The 21,215-nt window shown below is 72.4% G+C and carries 20 protein-coding genes; 8 read left to right on the forward strand and 12 right to left on the reverse strand.

Translation table 11 applies throughout. From position 1 onward, the window contains the following. Window positions 1-354: 354 nt before the first annotated feature. Genes GHR20_RS05765 through GHR20_RS05795 form a run of 7 tightly spaced genes read right to left on the reverse strand, consistent with a single transcriptional unit; the run spans window position 355 to window position 7,380 of the window. A complete protein-coding gene (locus GHR20_RS05765; protein WP_153812464.1) occupies window positions 355-1,164 on the reverse strand; it encodes an ABC transporter ATP-binding protein in 810 nt (269 codons plus the stop codon). After that, window positions 1,157-2,086 (reverse strand): ABC transporter permease, encoded by a 930-nt coding sequence (locus GHR20_RS05770; protein ID WP_111584109.1) that lies wholly within the window; start codon window positions 2,084-2,086, stop codon window positions 1,157-1,159. Before GHR20_RS05770 ends, GHR20_RS05765 begins: the two co-directional genes overlap by 8 nt. 55 nt (window positions 2,087-2,141) lie before the next feature. Further along, complete coding sequence (locus GHR20_RS05775; RefSeq protein ID WP_153812465.1) at window positions 2,142-3,026, reverse strand: glycosyltransferase; 885 nt, start codon at window positions 3,024-3,026, stop codon at window positions 2,142-2,144. Further along, window positions 3,023-3,802: a CDP-alcohol phosphatidyltransferase family protein gene (locus GHR20_RS05780; protein ID WP_153812466.1), complete on the reverse strand. Its 780-nt coding sequence runs from the start codon at window positions 3,800-3,802 to the stop codon at window positions 3,023-3,025. The genes GHR20_RS05775 and GHR20_RS05780 overlap by 4 nt, the downstream gene beginning before the upstream one ends. Next, window positions 3,780-4,841: an iron-containing alcohol dehydrogenase family protein gene (locus tag GHR20_RS05785; protein WP_085567612.1), complete on the reverse strand. Its 1,062-nt coding sequence runs from the start codon at window positions 4,839-4,841 to the stop codon at window positions 3,780-3,782. Before GHR20_RS05785 ends, GHR20_RS05780 begins: the two co-directional genes overlap by 23 nt. Then, window positions 4,829-5,581 carry a phosphocholine cytidylyltransferase family protein gene (locus GHR20_RS05790; protein ID WP_153812467.1) on the reverse strand — a complete coding sequence of 251 codons (753 nt, stop codon included), beginning with the start codon at window positions 5,579-5,581 and terminating at the stop codon, window positions 4,829-4,831. Before GHR20_RS05790 ends, GHR20_RS05785 begins: the two co-directional genes overlap by 13 nt. Then, on the reverse strand, window positions 5,578-7,380 hold the full coding sequence (locus GHR20_RS05795) for a DUF5941 domain-containing protein (RefSeq protein WP_153812468.1): 1,803 nt from the start codon (window positions 7,378-7,380) through the stop codon (window positions 5,578-5,580). The genes GHR20_RS05790 and GHR20_RS05795 overlap by 4 nt, the downstream gene beginning before the upstream one ends. 370 nt (window positions 7,381-7,750) lie before the next feature. Here GHR20_RS05795 and galE point away from each other — a divergent pair, with 370 nt between their 5' ends. The 3 genes from galE to idi all read left to right on the forward strand — a co-directional run bounded on the left by galE (window position 7,751) and on the right by idi (window position 10,705). Continuing rightward, window positions 7,751-8,722 (forward strand): UDP-glucose 4-epimerase GalE, encoded by a 972-nt coding sequence (gene galE / locus GHR20_RS05800; RefSeq protein WP_153812469.1) that lies wholly within the window; start codon window positions 7,751-7,753, stop codon window positions 8,720-8,722. A 155-nt stretch (window positions 8,723-8,877) separates the two neighbouring features. After that, the gene (locus GHR20_RS05805) at window positions 8,878-9,819 is read left to right on the forward strand and encodes a cation diffusion facilitator family transporter (RefSeq protein ID WP_153812470.1); all 942 of its coding nucleotides are present in this window, start codon (window positions 8,878-8,880) and stop codon (window positions 9,817-9,819) included. Window positions 9,820-10,111: 292 nt separating this feature from the next. Continuing rightward, window positions 10,112-10,705: an isopentenyl-diphosphate Delta-isomerase gene (gene idi / locus GHR20_RS05810; RefSeq protein WP_111584104.1), complete on the forward strand. Its 594-nt coding sequence runs from the start codon at window positions 10,112-10,114 to the stop codon at window positions 10,703-10,705. 21 nt (window positions 10,706-10,726) lie between these two features. Here idi and GHR20_RS05815 read toward each other — a convergent pair whose 3' ends face one another. Then, window positions 10,727-11,218, reverse strand: coding sequence for an ATP-binding protein (locus GHR20_RS05815; protein ID WP_111584301.1), 492 nt, complete (start codon window positions 11,216-11,218; stop codon window positions 10,727-10,729). Between the two features lie 190 nt (window positions 11,219-11,408). After that, window positions 11,409-11,990 carry a DUF308 domain-containing protein gene (locus tag GHR20_RS05820; RefSeq protein ID WP_153812471.1) on the reverse strand — a complete coding sequence of 194 codons (582 nt, stop codon included), beginning with the start codon at window positions 11,988-11,990 and terminating at the stop codon, window positions 11,409-11,411. Window positions 11,991-12,114: 124 nt separating this feature from the next. Here GHR20_RS05820 and GHR20_RS05825 point away from each other — a divergent pair, with 124 nt between their 5' ends. The 3 genes from GHR20_RS05825 to GHR20_RS05835 all read left to right on the forward strand — a co-directional run bounded on the left by GHR20_RS05825 (window position 12,115) and on the right by GHR20_RS05835 (window position 14,046). After that, a complete protein-coding gene (locus GHR20_RS05825; protein ID WP_153812472.1) occupies window positions 12,115-12,864 on the forward strand; it encodes an enoyl-CoA hydratase-related protein in 750 nt (249 codons plus the stop codon). A 58-nt stretch (window positions 12,865-12,922) separates the two neighbouring features. Then, window positions 12,923-13,459, forward strand: coding sequence for an AAA family ATPase (locus GHR20_RS05830; protein ID WP_153812473.1), 537 nt, complete (start codon window positions 12,923-12,925; stop codon window positions 13,457-13,459). A 302-nt stretch (window positions 13,460-13,761) separates the two neighbouring features. After that, window positions 13,762-14,046, forward strand: coding sequence for a hypothetical protein (locus tag GHR20_RS05835; protein ID WP_194858819.1), 285 nt, complete (start codon window positions 13,762-13,764; stop codon window positions 14,044-14,046). A gap of 95 nt (window positions 14,047-14,141) precedes the next feature. Here the strand turns inward: GHR20_RS05835 and GHR20_RS05840 are convergent, their stop codons facing one another. Both GHR20_RS05840 and GHR20_RS05845 read right to left on the reverse strand, forming a co-directional pair. After that, window positions 14,142-14,777 (reverse strand): DJ-1/PfpI family protein, encoded by a 636-nt coding sequence (locus tag GHR20_RS05840; RefSeq protein WP_153812475.1) that lies wholly within the window; start codon window positions 14,775-14,777, stop codon window positions 14,142-14,144. 97 nt (window positions 14,778-14,874) lie between these two features. Next, on the reverse strand, window positions 14,875-15,834 hold the full coding sequence (locus GHR20_RS05845; protein ID WP_153812476.1) for a GlxA family transcriptional regulator: 960 nt from the start codon (window positions 15,832-15,834) through the stop codon (window positions 14,875-14,877). Window positions 15,835-16,030: 196 nt separating this feature from the next. Here GHR20_RS05845 and GHR20_RS05850 point away from each other — a divergent pair, with 196 nt between their 5' ends. Both GHR20_RS05850 and GHR20_RS05855 read left to right on the forward strand, forming a co-directional pair. Then, window positions 16,031-18,481 (forward strand): Tex family protein, encoded by a 2,451-nt coding sequence (locus GHR20_RS05850; RefSeq protein ID WP_153812477.1) that lies wholly within the window; start codon window positions 16,031-16,033, stop codon window positions 18,479-18,481. Between the two features lie 210 nt (window positions 18,482-18,691). Further along, entirely contained in the window at window positions 18,692-19,363 is a 672-nt protein-coding gene (locus GHR20_RS05855; protein ID WP_241670537.1) for a hypothetical protein, read from the forward strand. 57 nt (window positions 19,364-19,420) lie between these two features. On the opposite strand, the gene GHR20_RS05860 is transcribed toward GHR20_RS05855, so the two are convergent. Continuing rightward, on the reverse strand, window positions 19,421-21,061 hold the full coding sequence (locus tag GHR20_RS05860; protein ID WP_153812478.1) for an ABC-F family ATP-binding cassette domain-containing protein: 1,641 nt from the start codon (window positions 21,059-21,061) through the stop codon (window positions 19,421-19,423). Between the last annotated feature and the right edge of the window lie 154 nt (window positions 21,062-21,215).

Below are 21,215 nucleotides of genomic sequence, written 5' to 3' on the forward strand. Positions count from 1 at the left end.
CGCCCGGGGCGGCAACGGCACATGCTGCGTTGAGCTGGGGAGTTTCCGTAGCCATTGCCGTCACATCTCCCGTTCTACACTGCCGACCCAATACACACTATTTCGGACACGCCGCCCGGCAATTCGCGGGGCGTGACCTGGCGCAGGGTGTCGCGCATTATCGCCCCACTTGCCGCTTTCCGGCACCGGTACAGCTTACGTTGTACAACACATCAAGATTCGAGGGGGTGTCCCGCACATCACAACAACACACCGATTGGCGTCAAGATTCCTGGCAGCCTTGGGAGTTGACGCTTCCTTTGCAGACGCGGGGCCCCGCCGGAAGGTTGCCGGCGGGGCCCTGGCCGAAACAGTTCACTTGCCCGTGAACTTCTCGTACTCCTTGAGCACCTCTTCGGTCGGCCCGTCCATGCGCAGCTCACCGCGTTCCAGCCACAGCACGCGGTCGCAGGTGTCCCGGATGGACTTGTTGTTGTGGCTGACCAGAAAGACCGTGCCGGCCTCCTTGCGCAGTTCACGGATGCGTTCCTCGGAACGCTTCTGGAACTTGCGGTCACCGGTGGCGAGGGCCTCGTCGATCATGAGGACGTCGTGGTCCTTGGCGGCCGCGATCGAGAAGCGCAGCCGCGCGGCCATGCCGGAGGAGTAGGTGCGCATCGGCAGGGTGATGAAGTCGCCCTTCTCGTTGATCCCGGAGAAGTCGACGATGTCCTGATAGCGCTCCTTGATCTGCTCGCGCGACATGCCCATGGCGAGACCGCCCAGGATGACGTTGCGCTCGCCGGTCAGGTCGTTCATCAGGGCCGCGTTCACCCCCAGCAGGGAGGGCTGGCCGTCGGTGTAGACCTTGCCCTGCTCCGCCGGCAGCAGACCGGCGATGGCGCGCAGCAGGGTGGACTTGCCGGAGCCGTTGGAGCCGATCAGGCCGATGGCCTCGCCGCGGTAGGAGACGAAGGAGACCCCGCGCACGGCGTGCACCTTGCGCACGCCCCGCTCCTCGCCGCGCTTGACGATCCGGCTGAGGGCGGCCGTCGCGCTGCCCTTGCCGGTCTTGGCGCCGTTGACCCGGTAGACGATGTGCAGATCGTCCGCGATGACCGTCGGGCGGCGCGCGCCGGTGTCCGTGGTGCTCTGCTGGTGCTGCTCGGCGTTCTGCTCAGCCACGGCCGTACCGCTCCTCCGCCTTCCAGAAGTACACGAAGCCGCCGGCGAAGACCGCCACGGCCCAGAACACCGCGATCGCCCACACGTGCGGGGGCAGGTTCGCGGCGCCGTAGCCGTCGATCAGCGCGAAGCGCATCAGGTCCATGTAGATCGCGGCCGGGTTGACCTGGAGCAGCCGCACCGCCCACTCCGGGCGGTCCGCCATCATCGTGCTGATGGAGAACATCACGCCGGAGGTGTACATCCAGGTGCGCAGCACGAACGGCATCAGCTGCGCCATGTCCGGCGTCTTGGCGCCCATGCGGGCGACGATCAGCGCGAGGCCGGTGTTGAACAGGAACTGCAGCGCCAGGATCGGCACGATCAGCAGCCAGGACATGCCGGGGTAGCTGCCGAAGCCGATCGCCACGATGAACAGCACGATCATCGAGAACATCAGCTGCTGGAGCTGCTGGAGCGAGAAGGAGACGGGCAGCGAGGCGCGCGGGAAGTGCAGGGCGCGCACCAGGCCGAGGTTCCCGGAGATGGCGCGCACGCCCGACATGACCGAGCTCTGCGTGAAGGTGAACACGAAGACGCCGGTGACCAGGAACGGGATGTACACGTCATGGGACATGCCGCGGCTGGCGTGCAGGATGACGCCGAAGATGAAGTAGTACACGGCCGCGTTCAGCAGCGGCGTGGCGACCTGCCACAGCTGGCCGAGCTTGGCCTGGCTGTACTGCGCCGTCAGCTTCGCCTGCGAGAAGGCGAGGATGAAGTGGCGCCGGCTCCACAGCTGACGGACGTACTCCACCAGCGAGGGACGGGCGCCGCTGACGGCGAGCCCGTACCTGGCGGCCAGCTCGGCCGGCGTCAGCCCCTCGTCGGGCGACGGTATCGCGCTCACCGCGACACCGGCGTCATGCGTTGTGTGACTCACGAGTAAGAACCCGGACTCTCTCGGTAAGAAGCTTGCTGTTCAGGTAAGAAGCTTCTCAGATGACCGGGGGACGGCCCAGCCGGGTGAGCCGCCAGACCGTGCGCCAGCGCATCGGACGGCGTGGACCGCAGGGCGTGGTCCAGCCCTCCTTGAAGCCGCCGAACCAGGCCGCGAGGGCCGGCCGCGAGGGGCGGCGGGCCAGCGTGAGCAGCAGCCAGACGCCCAGGTAGACGGGGACGAGCGGGGCGGGGAGGTTGCGCCGGGCGAGCCAGACGCGGTTGCGGGCCACCATGCGGTGATAGACGGCGTGCCGGGAGGGCGCGGTCGTCGGGTGGAACAGCACCATGTCGGAGCGGTAGTCGATCAGCCAGCCGGCGTCCAGCGCCCGCCAGGCCAGATCGGTCTCCTCATGGGCGTAGAAGAACTCGGCGGGCAGCCCGCCGACCTCGCCGAGCACCTTGGTGCGCACCGCGTTGGCGCCGCCCAGGAAGGTGGTCACCCGCGAGGAGCGCATCGGGTCCGAGGCGCGCAGCCGGGGCACATGGCGGCGCTGGGTCTCACCGGTCTCGGGATCGGCGATGCGGAAGCTGATGATGCCCAGCTCCGGATCGGCGGCGAACGCCTCGCGGCACAGCTCGGCGGTGTCGTGCCGGGCGAGCAGGCCGTCGTCGTCCAGGAAGAGCAGGATGTCGACGTCCTGGCCGCCGGGGCCGAACGCCTCGATGCCGACGTTGCGGCCGCCCGGGATGCCCAGGTTCTCGGGCAGCTCGACGGTGCGCACGCCCTCGGGGACGTCGGGCACCGGGGAGCCGTTGCCGACGACGACCACCTCGACGCGGTCGCCGTCCTGCTTGGCGACCGAGTCGAGCAGGGCGCGCAGCTCCTCGGGCCGGTTGCCCATGGTGATGATGACGGCGCCGACGCGCGGGGCCGCGTTCACTTCAGCCTGCTGGAGGCGAGGATGGACACCAGGTGCAGCAGCGTCTGGAGCAGGGCGATGCCGGCGAGGACGGCGGTGCCGAGCCGGGTGAAGAACAGGTCGCCGTGGATGTGGTCGGCGATGGCGAGGAGCACGATCAGCAGCGATGCCTCGATGCCGAGGATGAGCCGGTGGAACTTCAGCGCCGAGGCGGCCCGGCGGGCCAGCGCCATCCCGGAGGAGCGCGGCTCGGCGGCGGCCTCCTGCACCGGCGGCTTGCCGGTCTGGTGCCGGGCGACGCCGACCAGGTCGGTCTCCGCCTTGATCAGGATCGCGCCGAGCGCGGCCAGGGTGCCGAGGAAGGCCCACAGCCAGTCGATACGGCCGGAGCCCCACAGGTCGGCCGCGCGCAGCCCGAGGCCGACCAGGACGGCCGCGTCGGTGAGGTAGGCGCCGACGCGGTCCAGGTAGACACCGGCAAGGGAGTACTGCTTGCGCCAGCGGGCGATCTCGCCGTCGACGCAGTCCAGCAGCAGGTACAGCTGGGTGGCGACCACGCCGAGGATCGCGCCCCAGATCCCCGGCACCAGCAGGGCCGGGGCCGCGAGCACACCGCACAGGGTCATCAGGTACGTGAGCTGGTTGGGCGTGACCCTGGTGTTCACCAGGTAGCGGTCGATGCGCAGGGAGACCTCACGCATGTAGAGGCGTCCCGCCCAGTGCTCACCGCTGCGCCGGTCCTTCACCCCGGCGGGGTGGACGACCGGACGGAGTTCAGCTACCGATGGCCTTGACATAGTCGGCGTAGATGTCCTTGATCTGGTTCGGCTTGAGGTCGAGGTGTTCGAGGATGGTGTAGCGGCCCGGCCGGGTCTCCGGCGCGAACTCCACGGCGCGGACGAACTCGTCCACGGTGAAGCCGATCTCCTCCGGCAGCACCGGAAGCCCGTGCCGGCGCAGCACCTGGGCGGTGTGCCCGGCCTCCTCGTGGGCCCCGCGCAGATACATCGCGAAGGCCGCGCCGAGCCCGCACTGCTCGCCATGGGCGGCCGCGCGCTTCGGGAACAGCAGGTCGAACGCGTGGTTGATCTCGTGACAGGAGCCGGAGGAGGGCCGGGAGTCGCCGGAGATCGACATCGAGATGCCGCTGAGGACCAGCGCCTCGGCGAGCACCTGGAGGAAGCCGTTGTCGCCGATGCCGCCCGGGTGCCGCAGCACCGCCTCGCCCGCCTGGCGGGCCATGGCCGCGGCGAGACCGTCGATCTTCTCGCCGTTGACCCGGTGGGACAGCTCCCAGTCCGCGATCGCGTTGATGTTGGAGATGGCGTCGCCGATACCGGCCCGGACGAAGCGGGCCGGGGCCGCGCGGATCACGTCCAGGTCGATGACGACCGCGATCGGGTTGGGCACGCCGTAGGAGCCGCGCCCCGCGTCGTTGTCGAGCGTGGCGACCGGCGAGCACAGGCCGTCGTGCGCGAGGTTCGTGGGCACGGCGACCAGGGGCAGGCCGATGCGGGCCGCGGCGAACTTGGCACAGTCGATGATCTTGCCGCCGCCGAGCCCGACCACCGCGTCGTAGTGGCCGGACTTCATCTCGCCGGCCAGCCGGATCGCGTCGTCCAGGGTGCCGCCGCCCACCTCGTACCAGGACGCGCCGGGCAGCGAGGGGGCGAGGCGCTCGCGCAGCTGGGCGCCGGAGCCGCCGCTGACGGCGACGGCGAGGCGGCCCGACTGGGAGATGCGCTCGTCGGCGAGGACACCGGCCAGGTCGTCCAGGGCACCCGGGCGGATGTCCACGACGACCGGCGAGGGGATCAGCCGGGTCAGTAGCGGCACGCGATCTCCCGCCCCTTGGCCAGGTCGTCGTGATTGTCGATCTCGACCCAGGAGACGTCGCCGATGGGCGCCACGTCGATCCGGAAGCCGCGGTCCACCAGCTCCTGGTAGCCGTGCTCGTAGAACTGCTGCGGGTCCTTCTCCCAGACCGTCTTCAGCGCGTCGCCCAGTTCCTCGGCGGCGTCGCCCTCGATCAGGGTCACGCCGATGTACTCGCCGGTCGCCTCGGCCGGGTCCATCAGCTTGGTGATCTTCGTCATGCCGTTGGCGGGGTCGACGACGACCTTCATCTCCTCGTCCGCCAGGGACTTCACGGTGTCCAGCGCGAGGATGATCTTCTTGCCGTCACCGCGCGCGGCCAGCAGCGTCTCCTCGACGGAGACCGGGTGCACGGTGTCGCCGTTGGCGAGGATCACACCGTCCTTGAGCGCGTCGCGCCCGCACCACAGGGAGTAGGCGTTGTTCCACTCCTCGGCCTTGTCGTTGTCGATCAGCGTCAGCTTGAGGCCGTACTTCTCCTCCAGGGCGGCCTGGCGGGCGTAGACGGCCTCCTTGCGGTAGCCGACGATGATCGCGACCTCGGTGAGGCCGATCCGGGCGAAGTTGCCGAGGGTGAGGTCGAGAACCGTGGGCTCGCCCTCTATGCCCGCGGGCCCCACCGGCACCAGCGCCTTGGGCAGGGTGTCCGTGTAGGGGCGCAGACGCCGTCCGGCGCCGGCCGCCAGCACGAGGCCGATCATGCGGTTTCTCCTTCATCGTGTACGGCGGGTGCCCCTGCGGACACCCAGAACCGGATGCTCTCCGCGAGCACCACCAGGGCGACGATCACGGCGAGTACCGTGAGCGCGGTCGTGAACTGCGCGGCGGTGAGTGCCGCGGCCAGCACGGTGACGAGCAGGGTGCGCCCGTCGTGCCCCCCTATGGAGCGCACCAGCCAGGCCGGCGGCGCTCCGGCGTTGCCGCGGATGCGGTACACCGTGTCGTAGTGATGGTAGGCGACCGCCGCCACCAGCCCGAAAGCCGCGGGAAGGGCTCCGTTCACGTCCGCCGTGCAGGCGAGGGCGAGGACGGTGCCGTACTCGGCGGCCCGGAAGAACGGCGGGACCAGCCAGTCCAGGGCGCCCTTGAGCGGGCGGGCGACGGCGAGCGCCGAGGTGAGGACGTAGACCAGGGCGCCGATCACCGGCACCACCGAGCCGTAGCCGGAGAGGGCCGAGCAGGCGACGACCGCGGCGCCGCCGAGCAGCGCGACGGCCGGGACGGCGAGACCGGGCAGACCGCGCCGGGCGGCGCGCGCCACCGCCTCGGCGAGCGGGCCGGAGTCGGCGAGGTCGGCCAGCGCCCGCGCGGCGCGGTCGGTGCGGTGCGCCGCGCGGGTCAGCGAGCGCAGCACCCGCCCCGCGGTGGTGTACGTGGCGGCGAAGGCACAGCCGACGAGCAGCGCGTAGAAGGTGATCCGCGGGGTGGTGACGGCGGTGAGGACCGCGATCATCGCCCAGCGCTCACCGATCGGCAGCACTATCATCCGGCGCACCCAGACCGTCCAGCCGACGCTGTCCAGCTTGTCGGAGAGCGCGGCGGTGGGGCTGGTGTTGGCCGTGGCGTCGTGGTTGGCCTCGTTGAAGGAGAAGTCGACCACGTGCCGGCAGGTCTGGAGGACCATCGCGCCGAGCGCGAGCGCCCAGACGTCGTCGTGCCCGCCGCGGGCCGCGCCCAGGGCGAGACCGGCGTAGTAGGCGTACTCCTTGGCCCGGTCGAAGGTGGCGTCGAGCCAGGCACCGAGCGTGGAGTACTTCAGGGCGTAGCGGGCGAGCTGGCCGTCGGTGCAGTCCAGCACGAAGGAGGCGATCAGCAGCACGCCGGCGGCTATGAAACCGCCGCGGGTGCCGGTGGCCGCGCAGCCGGCCGCGATCAGCGCGGTGAGCAGCGAGGCGGTGGTGACCTGGTTCGGGGTCAGACCGCGGCGCGCGCACCAGCGGGCGATGTAGCGCGAGTACGGGCTGATGCAGTACGTGGTGAAGAAGCCGTCGCGGGACTTCACGGCCGACTTCAGGCGTACGGCCTCGTCGTCCACGGCGGCGACGGCCTGCCGCGCCTCGTTGCGGGCCTGCGGGTCGGCGGGCACGACGGCGACGAGGCTGCCCAGCTCGGGGCGGTGGACCTCGCTGCCGTCGGCGTCCAGCTCGGTGACGATCCGGTCGGCGAGGCTGCCGACGGCGACCGCGGTGCCGCCGCCCGAGGAGGTCTCGCGGGCCACGGCGCGGGTCAGCGCCTGCCGGGCGGCCGGCTGCGCGGTGACGGCGCCGGGGACGGCGGCGAGCGGGAAGCGGGGGTCGGTCAGGCCGAGCCGCAGGGCGTGTACATGGCCGACGAAACCGGCGTCGACCACGGCCACGCGGTCACCGGCGGGGGCGGCCGCGAGCAGGGCCTCGGTCTCGGCGGTGCTCTCCGCCATCCGGACGTCGAAGCCGAGGGACCGCAGATCGCTCTCGAGCGACGATCCGGGGACCGGCTGACCGGTGACGATGGCGGTCGGCAACCGAACTCACTCCCTGGGTGCCGGCGCGTCGGCGCCGGTCTTCTGCATGGTGGGGCGCGCTGTGCCTGCGGCGCCCGGGCGGCATGTCGGCAGAGGGTATCGGATGAAGCGAAGCCCGTGTTCACCGGCCGTTCACGACCCGTCCCGCGGCCGGGGCCCCGCCCTTTGCCGCGATCATCATGAGCGAAACCGCCCCCACCCCACAAACCGCGACCGCAGACCCGGGCATCCGGGACAGGTGCCGTGCCGCGCGGACGACAGGCGGTGTCCGGCCGGTCGCCGTCGGCTACAGCCGCCCGCCGTCCCGTGCCGGGCACGGCACACGCGCCGACCGGAACCGCCGATCCCGCGGAGCATAGGGTGGGCGACCATGACGTGGCTGATCACCGGCGGTGCCGGATACATCGGGGCGCATGTGGCACGCGCCATGACCGGCGCCGGCGAGAGGGCCGTCGTACTGGACGACCTCTCCGCCGCCGTACCCGCACGCCTCCCCTCCGACGTCCCGCTCGTCACCGGTTCCACCCTCGACGGCCCCCGCCTGCGCGAGGTCCTCAGCGAGCACGGCGTCACCGGCGTCGTCCACCTCGCCGCCCGCAAGCAGGTCGCCGAGTCCGTCGCCGAGCCCACCCGCTACTACCGGGAGAACGTCGGCGGTCTCGCCACCCTCCTGGACGCCATGGCCGCGGCGGACGTCCGCCGGCTGCTGTTCTCCTCCTCCGCCGCGGTGTACGGCAACCCGGACGTGGACCTGATCACCGAGGACACCCCCTGCGCCCCGGTCAACCCCTACGGGGAGACCAAGCTGGCGGGCGAGTGGCTGGTCCGGGCGGCCGGACGGGCGTACGGGATCTCCACCGTGTGCCTGCGCTACTTCAACGTGGCGGGCGCCGCGGCGCCGGAGCTCGCGGACACCGGCGTGTTCAACATCGTGCCGATGGTCTTCGACCGGCTCACCCGCGGCGAGGCGCCCCGGATCTTCGGCGCCGACTACCCGACGCCGGACGGCACCTGCGTACGCGACTACATCCATGTCGCCGATCTCGCCGAGGCCCACCTCGCCGCGGCGCGCCGCCTCGCCGGGGACGCCCCGGCGGGCGATCTCACGCTGAACATCGGCCGCGGCGAGGGCGTCTCGGTCCGGGAGCTGATCACGGTCATCGGCGAGGTCTCCGGCGACCGCCGGGAACCGGTCGTCAAGCCCCGCAGGCCCGGCGACGCCCCCCGCGCGGTCGCCTCGGCCGAACGCGCCGCCCGGGAGCTGGGCTGGCGCGCCCGCCGCGACGTCCACGAGATGGTCGCCTCCGCCTGGGAGGGTTGGCGGCTGCACCACGGGGAGTAGCCCGGGCGGGTGCGCGAGACGCCCGCAGCGCCCTGACCAGCGGATCGTTTCCGCAGGTCAGGGCACATGACAACGGTGTTCAGTACCGCGTTGCCCGATACCCCCCGCCCGTAGTTCACTGGGCCTCCGGACGACCACGGAAGGACGGTTCCGCCATGGGGGCTGGGCACGATCACGGGCACGCGCACACCCACGCGCCCCCTACGGGTACGGCCGCGGCCGCCTACCGCGGCAGGCTGCGGATCGCCCTCTGCATCACGCTGACGATCATGGTGGTGGAGATCGCCGGCGGACTCCTCTCGGACTCCCTCGCGCTGATCGCGGACGCCGCGCACATGGCCACCGACGCGGTGGGCCTCGGCATGGCGCTGCTGGCGATCCACTTCGCCAACCGCCCGGCGAGCGCCAACCGCACCTTCGGCTACGCCCGCGCCGAGATCCTCGCCGCCCTGGCCAACTGCGTGCTGCTGCTCGGCGTCGGCGGCTACGTCCTGTACGAGGCGGTGCAGCGGTTCGTCACCCCCGCGGACACCCACGGCGGTCTGATGATCGTGTTCGGCGCGATCGGCCTGGTGGCGAACTCCATCTCGCTGACCCTGCTGATGCGCGGCCAGCAGGAGAGCCTGAACGTGCGCGGCGCCTTCCTGGAGGTCGCCGCCGACGCGCTGGGCTCGGTCGCGGTGATGATCTCGGCCGCCGTGATCCTGCTCACCGGCTTCAAGGCGGCCGACCCGATCGCCTCGATCGCCATCGGTCTGATGATCGTGCCGCGCACCTTGAAGCTGCTGCGGGAGACGCTGGACGTGCTCCTGGAGGCGGCGCCCAAGAACGTGGACATGGCGGAGGTCCGGGCGCACATCCTGGCGCTGGACGGCGTGGAGGACGTCCACGATCTGCACGCCTGGACGATCACCTCGGGCATGCCGGTGCTCTCCGCGCACGTGGTGGTCAGCTCGGAGGTGCTCAACGCCATCGGGCACGAGAAGATGCTGCACGAACTCCAGGGCTGCATCGGCACGCACTTCGACGTCGAGCACTGCACCTTCCAGCTGGAGCCGGGCGGGCACGCGGAGCACGAGGCGCGGCTCTGCCACTGAGCCACCCGACGGACCACCGTCCTGGTACCCCGCACGGACCACCGTCGTGGTACCACGCGCGGACCGCCGCCCCAGTACCACCGGCGGTCCGCCGCCGTGCCCGACACGGAAGCCATTCATCCGTTCGATGGCACCCGGGCGGTTCCCTGTCGTGGCCTGAGGGCACGATGATCTACCGGGTCCCCCTACCGGCGCCGTCGCCCGCTCTGACATGCGGGTGTGCCGGGAAGTGCCGGGAGTGCCGGATTCGTACGGCAGACTTGGGGGGCGAAGACCGAGGCGAAGGATAGGTATGCCGATCACACCTGCCACCGAGACGCACAGCTCGACGAACGGCGCCGCACAGGCGATCTTGCTGGAACTCGTCGACGAGAAGGGCGTGACCATCGGCACCGCGGAGAAGCTCGCGGCCCATCAGGCGCCGGGGCAGCTGCACCGCGCGTTCTCGGTGTTCCTCTTCGACGAGCAGGGCCGGCTGCTGCTCCAGCAGCGGGCGCTCGGCAAGTACCACTCTCCCGGCGTGTGGTCCAACACCTGCTGCGGCCACCCCTACCCCGGTGAGGCGCCGTTCGCGGCCGCCGCCCGGCGTACGTACGAGGAGCTGGGCGTGTCCCCCTCGCTGCTGGCCGAGGCGGGCACCGTGCGCTACAACCACCCGGACCCGGCCTCGGGCCTGGTGGAGCAGGAGTTCAACCACCTGTTCGTCGGCCTGGTGCAGACGCCGCTCGCGGCGGACCCGGAGGAGGTCGCCGCGACCGCCTTCGTGACCGCGCAGGAGCTGGCCGAGCGCCACGCCCGGGACCCCTTCTCGGCCTGGTTCATGACGGTGCTGGACGCGGCCCGCCCCGCGGTCCGGGAGCTGACGGGTCCGGCCGCGGGCTGGTGAGGCCCCTGCGCGCCGCGGACCTCAGGGGTACGCGGGCTTGAGCGGCAGGGCGGCCCAGATCACCTTGCCGCCGCTCGCGGTGTGCTCCACGTCGACCACTCCGCCCGCCTCCCGGGCCACCTCGCGCACCAGGAGCAGGCCCCGCCCGCCGGTCCGGCCGTGATCGGCCTCCAGGGCCGTCGGGCGGTAGGGGTGGTTGTCCTCCACGGACACCCGCACCCACTCGGCGCCGACCGCGACCTCCACGGCCACCACGGGCGAGAGCAGCGCCGCGTGCTTCACGGCGTTCGTGACCAGCTCGGAGACGATCAGCAGCAGGCCCTGCACCAGTTCCTCGGAGACCGGTACGCCCTGGCGCAGCAGCAGGTCCCGCACCGCGTGCCGGGCCTGCGGGACCGAGGCGTCCACCGCGGCCGCGGTGAACCGCCAGACGCCCTCGTAGGGCAGTGGATGGGGCGCCCGCTCGGCGCCCCCTGCCGGGCCCGGACCGTCCCCGCGCCCGTGGTTGTCCATCGTCCGGTCGCCACCCTCGCGCTCGATTGTCACCACGCGTCGAGTGTTGGTAACGACCGGCTCCGGCCCGGACATCTGACCAGAAGTCGCCGGATATCGAGCGCTTTCCGACCGACTGCTTATGACGCCGATCGCTAGCGACTGCTTATGGCGCCGACTGCTGATGACAGCGTCACGCGTCGGACCGTTCTCACGCCTGCGGCTGCTCGCCGACGAGGCCGATGATCCGGCGGCCGCCGTAGCCGGTGGCGAGCAGACCGAGGCCGTCGAAGAGCAGGGCGAGCGAGAAGAAGGCGCCGATGACGTACTGGCTGCTGCCGGGCCAGTGGGCGAGGACCAGGATGCCGAGCAGCAGGTCGAAGACGCCGAGCAGCAGGGTCCAGCCGAACTGGGGGCCGCGCACGACGATGCTGCCGACCAGCCGGAAGAGGCCGGCGGACAGGAACAGCAGCGCGGCGAACATGGTCAGCGCGGCGGCGGCCGCGTGCGGCAGCCGGATGACGACGACGCCGGCCGCGATGTTCAGGGCGGCCACGATCACGCCGAGCCAGAAGAAGTTGGTGCCGCGGGCCTGGATCGCGTGCAGCAGTCCGACGATCCCGCCGATCAGCAGCAGCCAGCCGAACAGCAGCATCGAGGTGAGCGTGGCGACCCCGGTGTAGACGAGCCCGACGAGTCCGGCGAGCACGAGGATCACGCCGAGCACCGCGAGCAGGCCGAACCCCTGGCGCATCGATGCCGCCCTGTCCTTGGGCTTTCGCGCCCTGGCCATCGCCGCCTCCTCGGGAGTCCGTCGGTTCCGTTGATTCCCCTGGATCCCCTTGACAAGTATTCTCCCTTTTTCCCGCGCGGGGGCGGTGTCGTGGGCGCGGATGCGGGTGGATAGCATCCGGCGCATGGAGCCCCAGCTGTCCCACCAGGTCAACGACTCCGTCGCCACGGTCGTGATCGGCAACCCGGCCAAGCGCAACGCCATGACGGCCGGCATGTGGCGGGCCCTGCCACCGCTGCTGGCGGACCTCGCGCGCGACCACGGGGTACGGGCACTGGTGCTGACCGGCGAGGGCGCGACCTTCTGCGCGGGCGCGGACATCTCCACGCTGCGCGGGTCGGCCCATCCGGCGCAGGGGCTCGCGGTGGCGGCGGAGGAGGCGCTGGCCGCGTTCCCGAAGCCGACCGTGGCCGCGGTGCGCGGGTACTGCGTGGGCGGCGGGGTGCAGCTCGCGGCGGCCTGCGATCTCCGACTGGCCGAGGAGGGCGCCCTGTTCGGGGTGACCCCGGCACGGCTCGGCATCGTCTACCCCTCCTCCTCGACCCGCCGGCTGGTGTCCCTGGTGGGCCCGGCGACCGCCAAGTACCTGTTGTTCACGGCCGAGTTGATCGACACCGGGCGCGCGTTGCGCACCGGCCTGGTGGACGAGGTGCTGCCCGAGGGCGAACTCGGCAAGCGGGTGGCCGAGTTGACGCGGACACTGGTCTCCCGCTCGGGGCTCACCCAGGCCGCCGCCAAGGAGTTCGCGAACGGCCGCGAGGACCGGGACGCCCACTGGACGGAGCAGGCCCGCACCGCCGGGGACACCGAGGAGGGCGTGGCCGCCTTCCTGGAACGCCGCTCCCCGCGCTTCACCTGGACCCCGCCCGCGTGAGGCGCCCGCGTCACCTGGACCCGCCCGCGTGCGGCGCCCGCGCCGATAGCCTGCGGGCATGCGGGTGGGTGACGAGCGGACGCGGCTGATCACGCTGCGCGGCAACAGCGCCTCGGGCAAGTCGTCGGTGGCGGCGGGCGTACGGGAGCGATTCGGGCGGGGGCTCGCACTGGTCGGGCAGGACAATCTGCGCCGGATCGTGCTGCGCGAGCGGGACCGGCCGGGGGCGGCGAACATCGGGCTGATCGAGCTGACCGCCCGGTACGCCCTGGACGCCGGCTACCACGTCGTCGTGGAGGGCATCCTGGACGCCGGCCGCTACGGCGCGATGCTCGCCCGGCTGCGCGCCGACCACCGCGGGCCGACGTACGGCTACTACCTGGACGTGCCCCTCGCCGAGACCCTGGCACGCCACGCGACCAAGCCGATCGCCGACGAGGTCGACGAGGCGATGCTGCGCGACTGGTACCGGCCGCGCGATCTGCTGCCCGGCGAGGTGGAGACCGTCATCGGGGCCGGCAGCGGACTGGCCGAGACCGTCGAGCGAATCCTCGCCGAGACCGGGCTCGCGGACCTCCCGGCGCACGATCGCTGAGGAACGCCGGGGAGACCCGCGCCGGGCGCGTGGCGGGCGGAGGCATCCGACCGGCCACGACCGGGCGCACGCCCTGTTACTCACTTTCGGGTGAGCGCGGGGGCGCGCGGCGGCGCGAAACCGCAGGAAGAGGGCGCATTCAGGTCATAAATGGTTGCTACAGGCGACTGTCACAGAAGTCTCTCCTGTCCGTAATGTCGCCCGCGCGTCCCCCGGGCCGGGCGGGGTGCGGGTCGCAGGGTGTGGGCGTGCGGCCGACCGATCGCCGCATGCGCAACGACACCCTTGTGAAGGGGGACCTCGTGTCCGTTCTCGCCTCCGTCCGCAGACTGACCGCCGCCGGTGTCCTGGCCGCCGCCCTCGTGGGCGCGGCCGCCCTGCCGGCCGCCGCCGCGGGCCGGCCCGCCGGCCGTCCGCACCACACCGTCTCCACCGACGCGCGGCACTTCCCGTACCCCGGCGACCGCTGGGGCCGTGACCACCGCCGCGGCTGGGACCACCGCGGCGACGACTGGCGCTACGGCCACCGGCACGGCTGGGACGGCCGCTTCGGCGACCACGACCACCGCGGGCACCGCTGGCACTGATCCGGTCCACGGGTCGCCGTGGGCACCGGGGCTCGCCGGGGCCGGGCAGGACCTCTCCTGCCCGGCCCCGCCCCGTGTGCGGAGTCCCTTCGCGGCTACGACAGACCGAAACGCCCGCCCGCCCGCAGTTCCTCGACGAGGTGGGCGGGCGCCTTCTCCGGGGACCCGGCGTCGTACGGCGGCTGCGGGTCGTACTCGGTCAGCAGCTGGACGGCCTGGGCGTGTTCGTCGCCCGCGATCCGGCCGACCAGGGTGAGCGCCATGTCGATGCCGGAGGAGACCCCGGCCGCGGTGACGTACTTGCCCTCGGTCACCACCCGCTCGCCGGTGGGCCGGGCGCCGTACTTCTCCAGCATCGGCAGCACGGTCCAGTGACTGGTGGCGCGGCGCCCCTCCAGCAGCCCGGCGGCGGCGAGCAGCAGCGAGCCCGTGCACACCGAGGTCGTCCAGGTGCTCGTCGTATCGGCGGCGCGCAGCCAGTCCAGCAGGGCGGGGTTCTCCAGCTGGGCCAGGGTGCCGGGGCCGCCGGAGACGACGACGAGGTCGGGGTCCGGCAGTTCGTGCAGGGCGCGGTCCGCGGTGAGGGCGAGGAAGCCGGTGTCGGTGCGGACGGCTCCGGCCCGCTCGGCGACGAAGGTGAGGTGCGCGTCCGGGAGGCGGCTGAGGATCTCGTAGGGTCCCACGGCGTCGAGGGCGGTGAAGCGGTCGTAGACGACGACGGCGATCTGCACGGCGGGTCCTTTCGGTTCGGTCGGCGACGGTGGTGCTCGGTCGACGGCGGGGATGCTCGATCGATGGCGGCGGTGGTTCTCGGGCGGCGGCGGGGGCTCAGTCGACGGCGGCGGGGCGGAAGCGGCGCCGGTACTCGGCCGGTGCGGTGCCGAACGCCTTGTGGAAGGCGCGGCGCATGGCCTCCGGGGTGCCGTAGCCGCTGGCCCGGGAGATCTCCTCGACGCCGTCGGGGGCGTCCTCCAGCAGCCGGCGGGCGTGTTCCAGGCGGACCCGGTCGACGTAGCGGCCCGGGGTCACCCCGGTCTCGTCCCGGAAGGCGCGGGCGAAGTGGCGGGGGGAGAGCGCGGCGCGGGCGGCCAGGGCCTCGACACTCAGGTCGGTGTCCGGGTGCTCGGTGATCCACCGCTGCACGTCCCGCAGCGGCTCGCGCAGCGCGGTCTGGGCGGCCAGCTGGACGCTGAACTGGGCCTGGTTGCCGGGTCGGCGCAGGAAGACCACGAGATGCCGGGCGAGGCGGAGCGCGACGTCGCGGTCCAGGTCCTCCTCCACCAGGGCGAGCGCGAGGTCGATGCCCGAGGTCACGCCCGCCGAGGTGGCCACGCGGCCGTCGCGGACGTAGATGGGCTCGGGGTCCACCCGCACCGCCGGACGGTCGTGCGCGAGCCGCTCGCAGTAGGCCCAATGGGTGGTGGCCCGGCGGCCGTCGAGCAGGCCCGCGGCGGCGAGCAGGAAGGCGCCGGTGCACACCGAGACCAGCCGCGCGGCGCGCGGGCCGTGGACGCGCAGCCAGTCGATCAGCCGCGGGTCGGGCGCGTGGGTGCCCTCGCCGCCGGGGACCAGCAGGGTGTGCGGGTCCGCCGCCCCGGTGAGCGCCTCGTCCGGCACGAGCGTCAGCCCGCTGGAGGTGCGCACCGGGGCGCCGTCCAGGGACGCCGTGCGGATGCGGTACGTACCGGGGGTGTGCGCCTCGGCACCGGCGAACACCTCGAGGGGCCCGGTGACGTCCAGGCTCTGGACCCCGTCGAAGACGACGAAGAGAAGGCTGCGCTGCGGCATGTCCCCGATTCTTCGGGCACGGCCGGATGACCGCAATGACGAATTTCCCACCTTTGCTGCCATCGGCGCACCGGTGCGGGGCACCCGGGCCCCGCGTGGTGCCGGGCGCCCCGCCGGAAGCCGCCCTGATCCACGGTTGTCCGCGTCACCTGCCACAATTGCCGCGCAACCTCAGTGGAGAAGGCGGTACGGGATCGTGACGACACCCGGGTCCATCGAAGCAGGATCCATCGAAGGCAGGATCGCCGAGGAACTCGGCGTACGGGAGCGGCAGGTGAAGGCCGCGGTCGAACTGCTCGACGGCGGTTCGACCGTGCCCTTCATCGCCCGCTACCGCAAGGAAGCGACCGAGATGCTCGACGACGCGCAGCTGCGCACGCTCGAGGAACGGCTGCGCTATCTGCGGGAACTGGAGGAGCGGCGGACCGCGATCCTGGAGTCGGTGCGCGAGCAGGGCAAGCTCACCGAGGAGTTGGCGGCCCGGATCCGCGGCGCCGAGACCAAGGCGCGCCTGGAGGACATCTACCTCCCGTACAAGCCGAAGCGGCGCACCAAGGCGCAGATCGCGCGCGAGGCGGGCCTGGAGCCGCTGGCCGAGGGCCTGCTGGGCGACCCGTCGGTGGAACCGCTGGCCGCGGCCGCCGCGTTCGTGGACGCGGACAAGGGCGTCGCCGACCCGGGGGCCGCCCTGGAGGGCGCGCGGGCGATCCTCACCGAGCGGTTCTCCGAGGACGCCGACCTGATCGGCGAACTGCGCGAACGCATGTGGGTGCGCGGGCGGCTGGCCGCGAAGGTGCGCGAGGGCAAGGAGGAGGCGGGCGCCAAGTTCGCCGACTACTTCGAGTTCGCCGAGCCGTTCACCGACCTGCCCTCGCACCGCATCCTGGCGATGCTGCGCGGCGAGAAGGAGGAGGTGCTCGACCTCGTCCTCGAACCCGAGGAGGCGACCGACTCCCCGTCGGCTCCGTCCTCGTACGAGGGGATCGTCGCCCACCGCTTCGGCATCGCCGAGCGCGGCCGGCCGGGCGACAAGTGGCTGACGGACACCGTCCGCTGGGCCTGGCGCACCCGCATCCTGACGCACCTCGGCCTCGATCTGCGGCTGCGGCTGCGCACGGCCGCCGAGGACGAGGCAGTGAACGTGTTCGCGGCGAACCTGCGCGACCTGCTGCTCGCCGCCCCGGCCGGCACCCGCGCCACGCTGGGCCTGGACCCCGGTTTCCGCACCGGGGTGAAGGTCGCCGTGGTCGACGCCACCGGCAAGGTCGTCGCCACGGACGTGATCCACCCGCACGTCCCGGCCAACCGGTGGGACGAGGCGCTCGCCAAGCTGGCCCGGCTCGCGCGGGAGCACGCGGTCGAGCTGGTCGCGATCGGCAATGGCACCGCCTCCCGCGAGACCGACAAGCTCGCCACCGAACTCATCGCCGAGCACCCGGACTTGAACCTCACCAAGGTGATGGTCTCGGAGGCCGGCGCCTCGGTGTACTCCGCCTCCGCGTACGCCTCCCAGGAACTGCCCGGGATGGATGTGTCGCTGCGCGGCGCGGTCTCCATCGCCCGCCGCCTCCAGGACCCGCTGGCCGAGCTGGTGAAGATCGACCCGAAGTCCATCGGCGTCGGCCAGTACCAGCACGACCTGTCCGAGGTGAAGCTCTCCCGCTCGCTGGACGCGGTGGTCGAGGACTGTGTGAACGGCGTCGGCGTCGACGTCAACACCGCCTCCGTGCCGCTGCTCGCCCGGGTGTCGGGCGTCTCGGCCGGGCTGGCCGAGAACATCGTGGCGCACCGGGACGAGAACGGCCCCTTCACCTCCCGCTCGGAGCTGAAGAAGGTGGCCCGGCTCGGCCCGAAGGCGTACGAGCAGTGCGCGGGCTTCCTGCGCATCCGCGACGGCGCCGACCCGCTGGACGCCTCCAGCGTGCACCCGGAGTCGTACCCCGTGGTGCGGCGCATGGTGAAGACCTCCGGTCAGGAGGTGGCCTCCCTCATGGGCAACACGGGCGCGCTGCGCTCGCTGCGCCCGGCCGACTTCGTGGACGACACCTTCGGCCTGCCGACCGTCTCGGACATCCTCAAGGAGCTGGAGAAGCCGGGCCGCGACCCGCGTCCGGCGTTCAAGACGGCCACCTTCAAGGAGGGCGTGGAGAAGATCTCCGACCTGTCCGCCGGGATGGTCCTGGAGGGCGTGGTGACGAACGTGGCGGCCTTCGGCGCGTTCGTGGACATCGGCGTCCACCAGGACGGCCTGGTCCATGTGTCGGCGATGTCCAAAACGTTCGTCAAGGACCCGCGGGACGTGGTCAAGCCGGGTGACATCGTCAAGGTGAAGGTCCTCGAGGTGGACATCCCGCGCAAGCGGATCGGGCTGACCCTGCGCCTGGACGACGAGGCGGCCCCGACGGACCGGTCCGGCGGCGGCAGGCGCCAGCGCGGCGCCCGCCCGCCCCAGCAGCGGCAGGGCGGCCAGAGCCAGGGTCAGGGCGAGCGGCAGAGCGGTCAGGGCCAGCGACAGGGCGGCGGTCAGGGCCAGCGGCAGGGCCGCGGCGGCGGTGACCGGGGCGGACGGCAGACGCCGGCCCCCGCGAACAGCGCCATGGCGGACGCGCTGCGCCGCGCGGGTCTGCTGGACCCGAAGCAGCGCTGATCCACCGGCGGCCGGGAGGGGCCGGAGCCCGTGCGGCTCCGGCCCCTCCCGGCGTCTTCCCCACCAGTGGTCACCGGCCGAACCAGACCTTTCCCCGTATCGAGGGGTTTGGCACCAGGAAACGCACGAAGCGGGCGCAGCGCCCACCCGCCCCCTCCACACTCGCTTCTGTGCACGTGACCGTGCACGCGAAGCAATGGGGAGGACTCTGTGTTCCGCACCACCAAGCAGCGCCTGGCGGCGTGCACGGCCGCCGCCGCCGTGGCCGCCGCGGCGGCCTCGTTCGCCGCTCCGACGGCGGCCACCGGCGCCGCGGCCCGAGGTGAGCTGACGTACGGCAGCATCATCCTGCTCCAGAACCAGTACGGCGGCGACGGCGGCTACCTCGACACCAACGGTGTCTCCGGCCAGCCGGGTGCCACCTACAACGTGAGCACCAACGACCGGCCCAACAGCCGCGGTCCGGCCACCTCGGAGTGGCGAGTCGTCTCCGCCACGGGCAAGGCCACCGGCGCCCGGGTGGTCAGCGGCGACGTCGTCTACCTGATCAACCAGTACGGCAGCCACCACACGTACCTGGACACGAACGGCGTCTCCGACCAGGCGGGCGCCAGGTACAAGGTCTCCGCCACCACCACCAAGGACCGGGGCCCCGGCACCGGCAAGTGGCACATCTTCGGCGTGCGGTCCTCGCAGGCCGACGGGCACATCCGCACCGACGACCTCGTGCATCTGCTGAACGACTACGGCTCCGCGAACGGCGGCTTCCTCGACTCAAACGGCCGCTCCTCCCAGGGCGGGGGCGCCAAGTACGGCGTCTCCACCAGCCCCTACAGCGACCGCGGCACCGGCACCGGTTCCTGGAAGGTACTGCCTTCCTGACCTGACGCCCTGACCCGCCGGACCCCGGGGACGCCGTACCCCCGGGGCCCGGCGCCGTCAGTGCTCGGTCACCTTGCCCGCCGCGACCTCCCAGCGCCTGGTCACCGAGACCGCGTCCAGCATGCGGCGGTCGTGGGTGACCAGCAGGAGGGTGCCCGTGTAGGCGTCCAGGGCGGACTCCAGCTGCTCGATGGCGGGCAGGTCGAGGTGGTTGGTGGGCTCGTCCAGGACGAGCAGGTTGACGCCCCGGCCCTGGAGCAGGGCGAGGGCGGCGCGGGTGCGTTCGCCCGGGGAGAGGCTCGCGGCCGGGCGCAGCACATGGTCCGACTTCAGGCCGAACTTGGCGAGCAGGGTGCGGACCTCCCCCGGCTCGGTGTCGGGGACGGCCGCGCAGAAGGCGTCCAGCAGCGTCTCGGGGCCGTGGAACAGGCCCCGGGCCTGGTCGACCTCGCCGACGAGCACGCCCGAGCCGAGGGTCGCGTGCCCACAGTCGAGCGGGATTCGGCCGAGCAGGGCGGCCAGCAGGGTCGACTTGCCGGCGCCGTTGGCCCCGGTGACCGCGATCCGGTCGGCCCAGTCGATCTGGAGGCTGACCGGCCCGAAGGCGAAGTCGCCGCGCCGGACCTCGGCGTCCCGCAGCGTCGCCACCACGGCGCCGGAGCGCGGGGCGGCGGCGATCTCCATCCGCAGCTCCCACTCCTTGCGCGGCTCCTCGACCACCTCCAGGCGTTCGATCATGCGCTGCGTCTGCCGGGCCTTGGCGGCCTGCTTCTCGCTGGCCTCGCTGCGGAACTTGCGGCCGATCTTGTCGTTGTCGTTGCCCGCCTTGCGCCGGGCGTTCTTGACGCCCTTGTCCATCCAGGACCGCTGTGTCTGCGCCCGGTCCTGGAGGGCGGCCTTCTTGTCGGCGAACTCCTCGTACTCCTCGCGGGCGTGCCGGCGGCCCGTCTCTCGCTCCTCCAGGTATGCCTCGTAGCCGCCGCCGTAGAGGTTGATCTGCCCCTGGGCCAGGTCGAGTTCGAGGACCTTGGTGACCGTGCGGGTGAGGAACTCGCGGTCGTGGCTGACCACGACGGTGCCCGCGCGCAGCCCGGTGACGAACCGTTCCAGGCGCTCCAGGCCGTCGAGGTCGAGGTCGTTGGTGGGCTCGTCCAGGAGGAAGACGTCGTAGCGGGAGAGCAGCAGGGAGGCGAGTCCGGCGCGGGCCGCCTGGCCGCCGGAGAGGGCGGTCATCGGCTGGTCGAGGCCGACGGCGAGGCCGAGGGAGTCGGCCACCTCCGCCGCGCGCTCGTCCAGGTCGGCGCCGCCGAGGTCGAGCCAGCGCTCCAGGCTCGCCGCGTAGGCGTCGTCCGCGCCGGGCGCGCCGTCCACCAGCGCCTGGGTGGCCTCGTCCATGAGCCGCTGGGCCTCGGCCACGCCGGTGCGGCGGCCCAGGAACTCCCGGACGGACTCCCCCGGCCGGCGCTCGGGCTCCTGCGGCAGATGGCCGACGGTGGCGCTGGGCGGGGACAGGCGCAGTTCGCCCTGCTCGGGCGCGAGCAGTCCGGCGAGCATCCGCAGCAGCGTGGACTTGCCGGCGCCGTTGGCGCCGACCAGCCCGATCACATCGCCGGGCGCCACGACGAGGTCGAGCCCGGAGAAGAGCGAGCGGTCGCCGTGCCCGGCGGCGAGATTCTTGGCGACGAGGGTGGCAGTCATCAGGACGCCGATCCTAGTGGGCCGCCGCCCGCCCCGGTTCCGCCCGGGGCGGCGCCGCTCCCGCCTTCTGTGAGTATCCCCACGTCAGCCGATGCGCGCCGGGCCCTGACGGGGACGGCGGGGCAGGGCCTATGGTCCCCACGTGAACAGCGTG

The organism is Streptomyces sp. SUK 48, assembly GCF_009650765.1.
GTDB lineage: Bacteria > Actinomycetota > Actinomycetes > Streptomycetales > Streptomycetaceae > Streptomyces.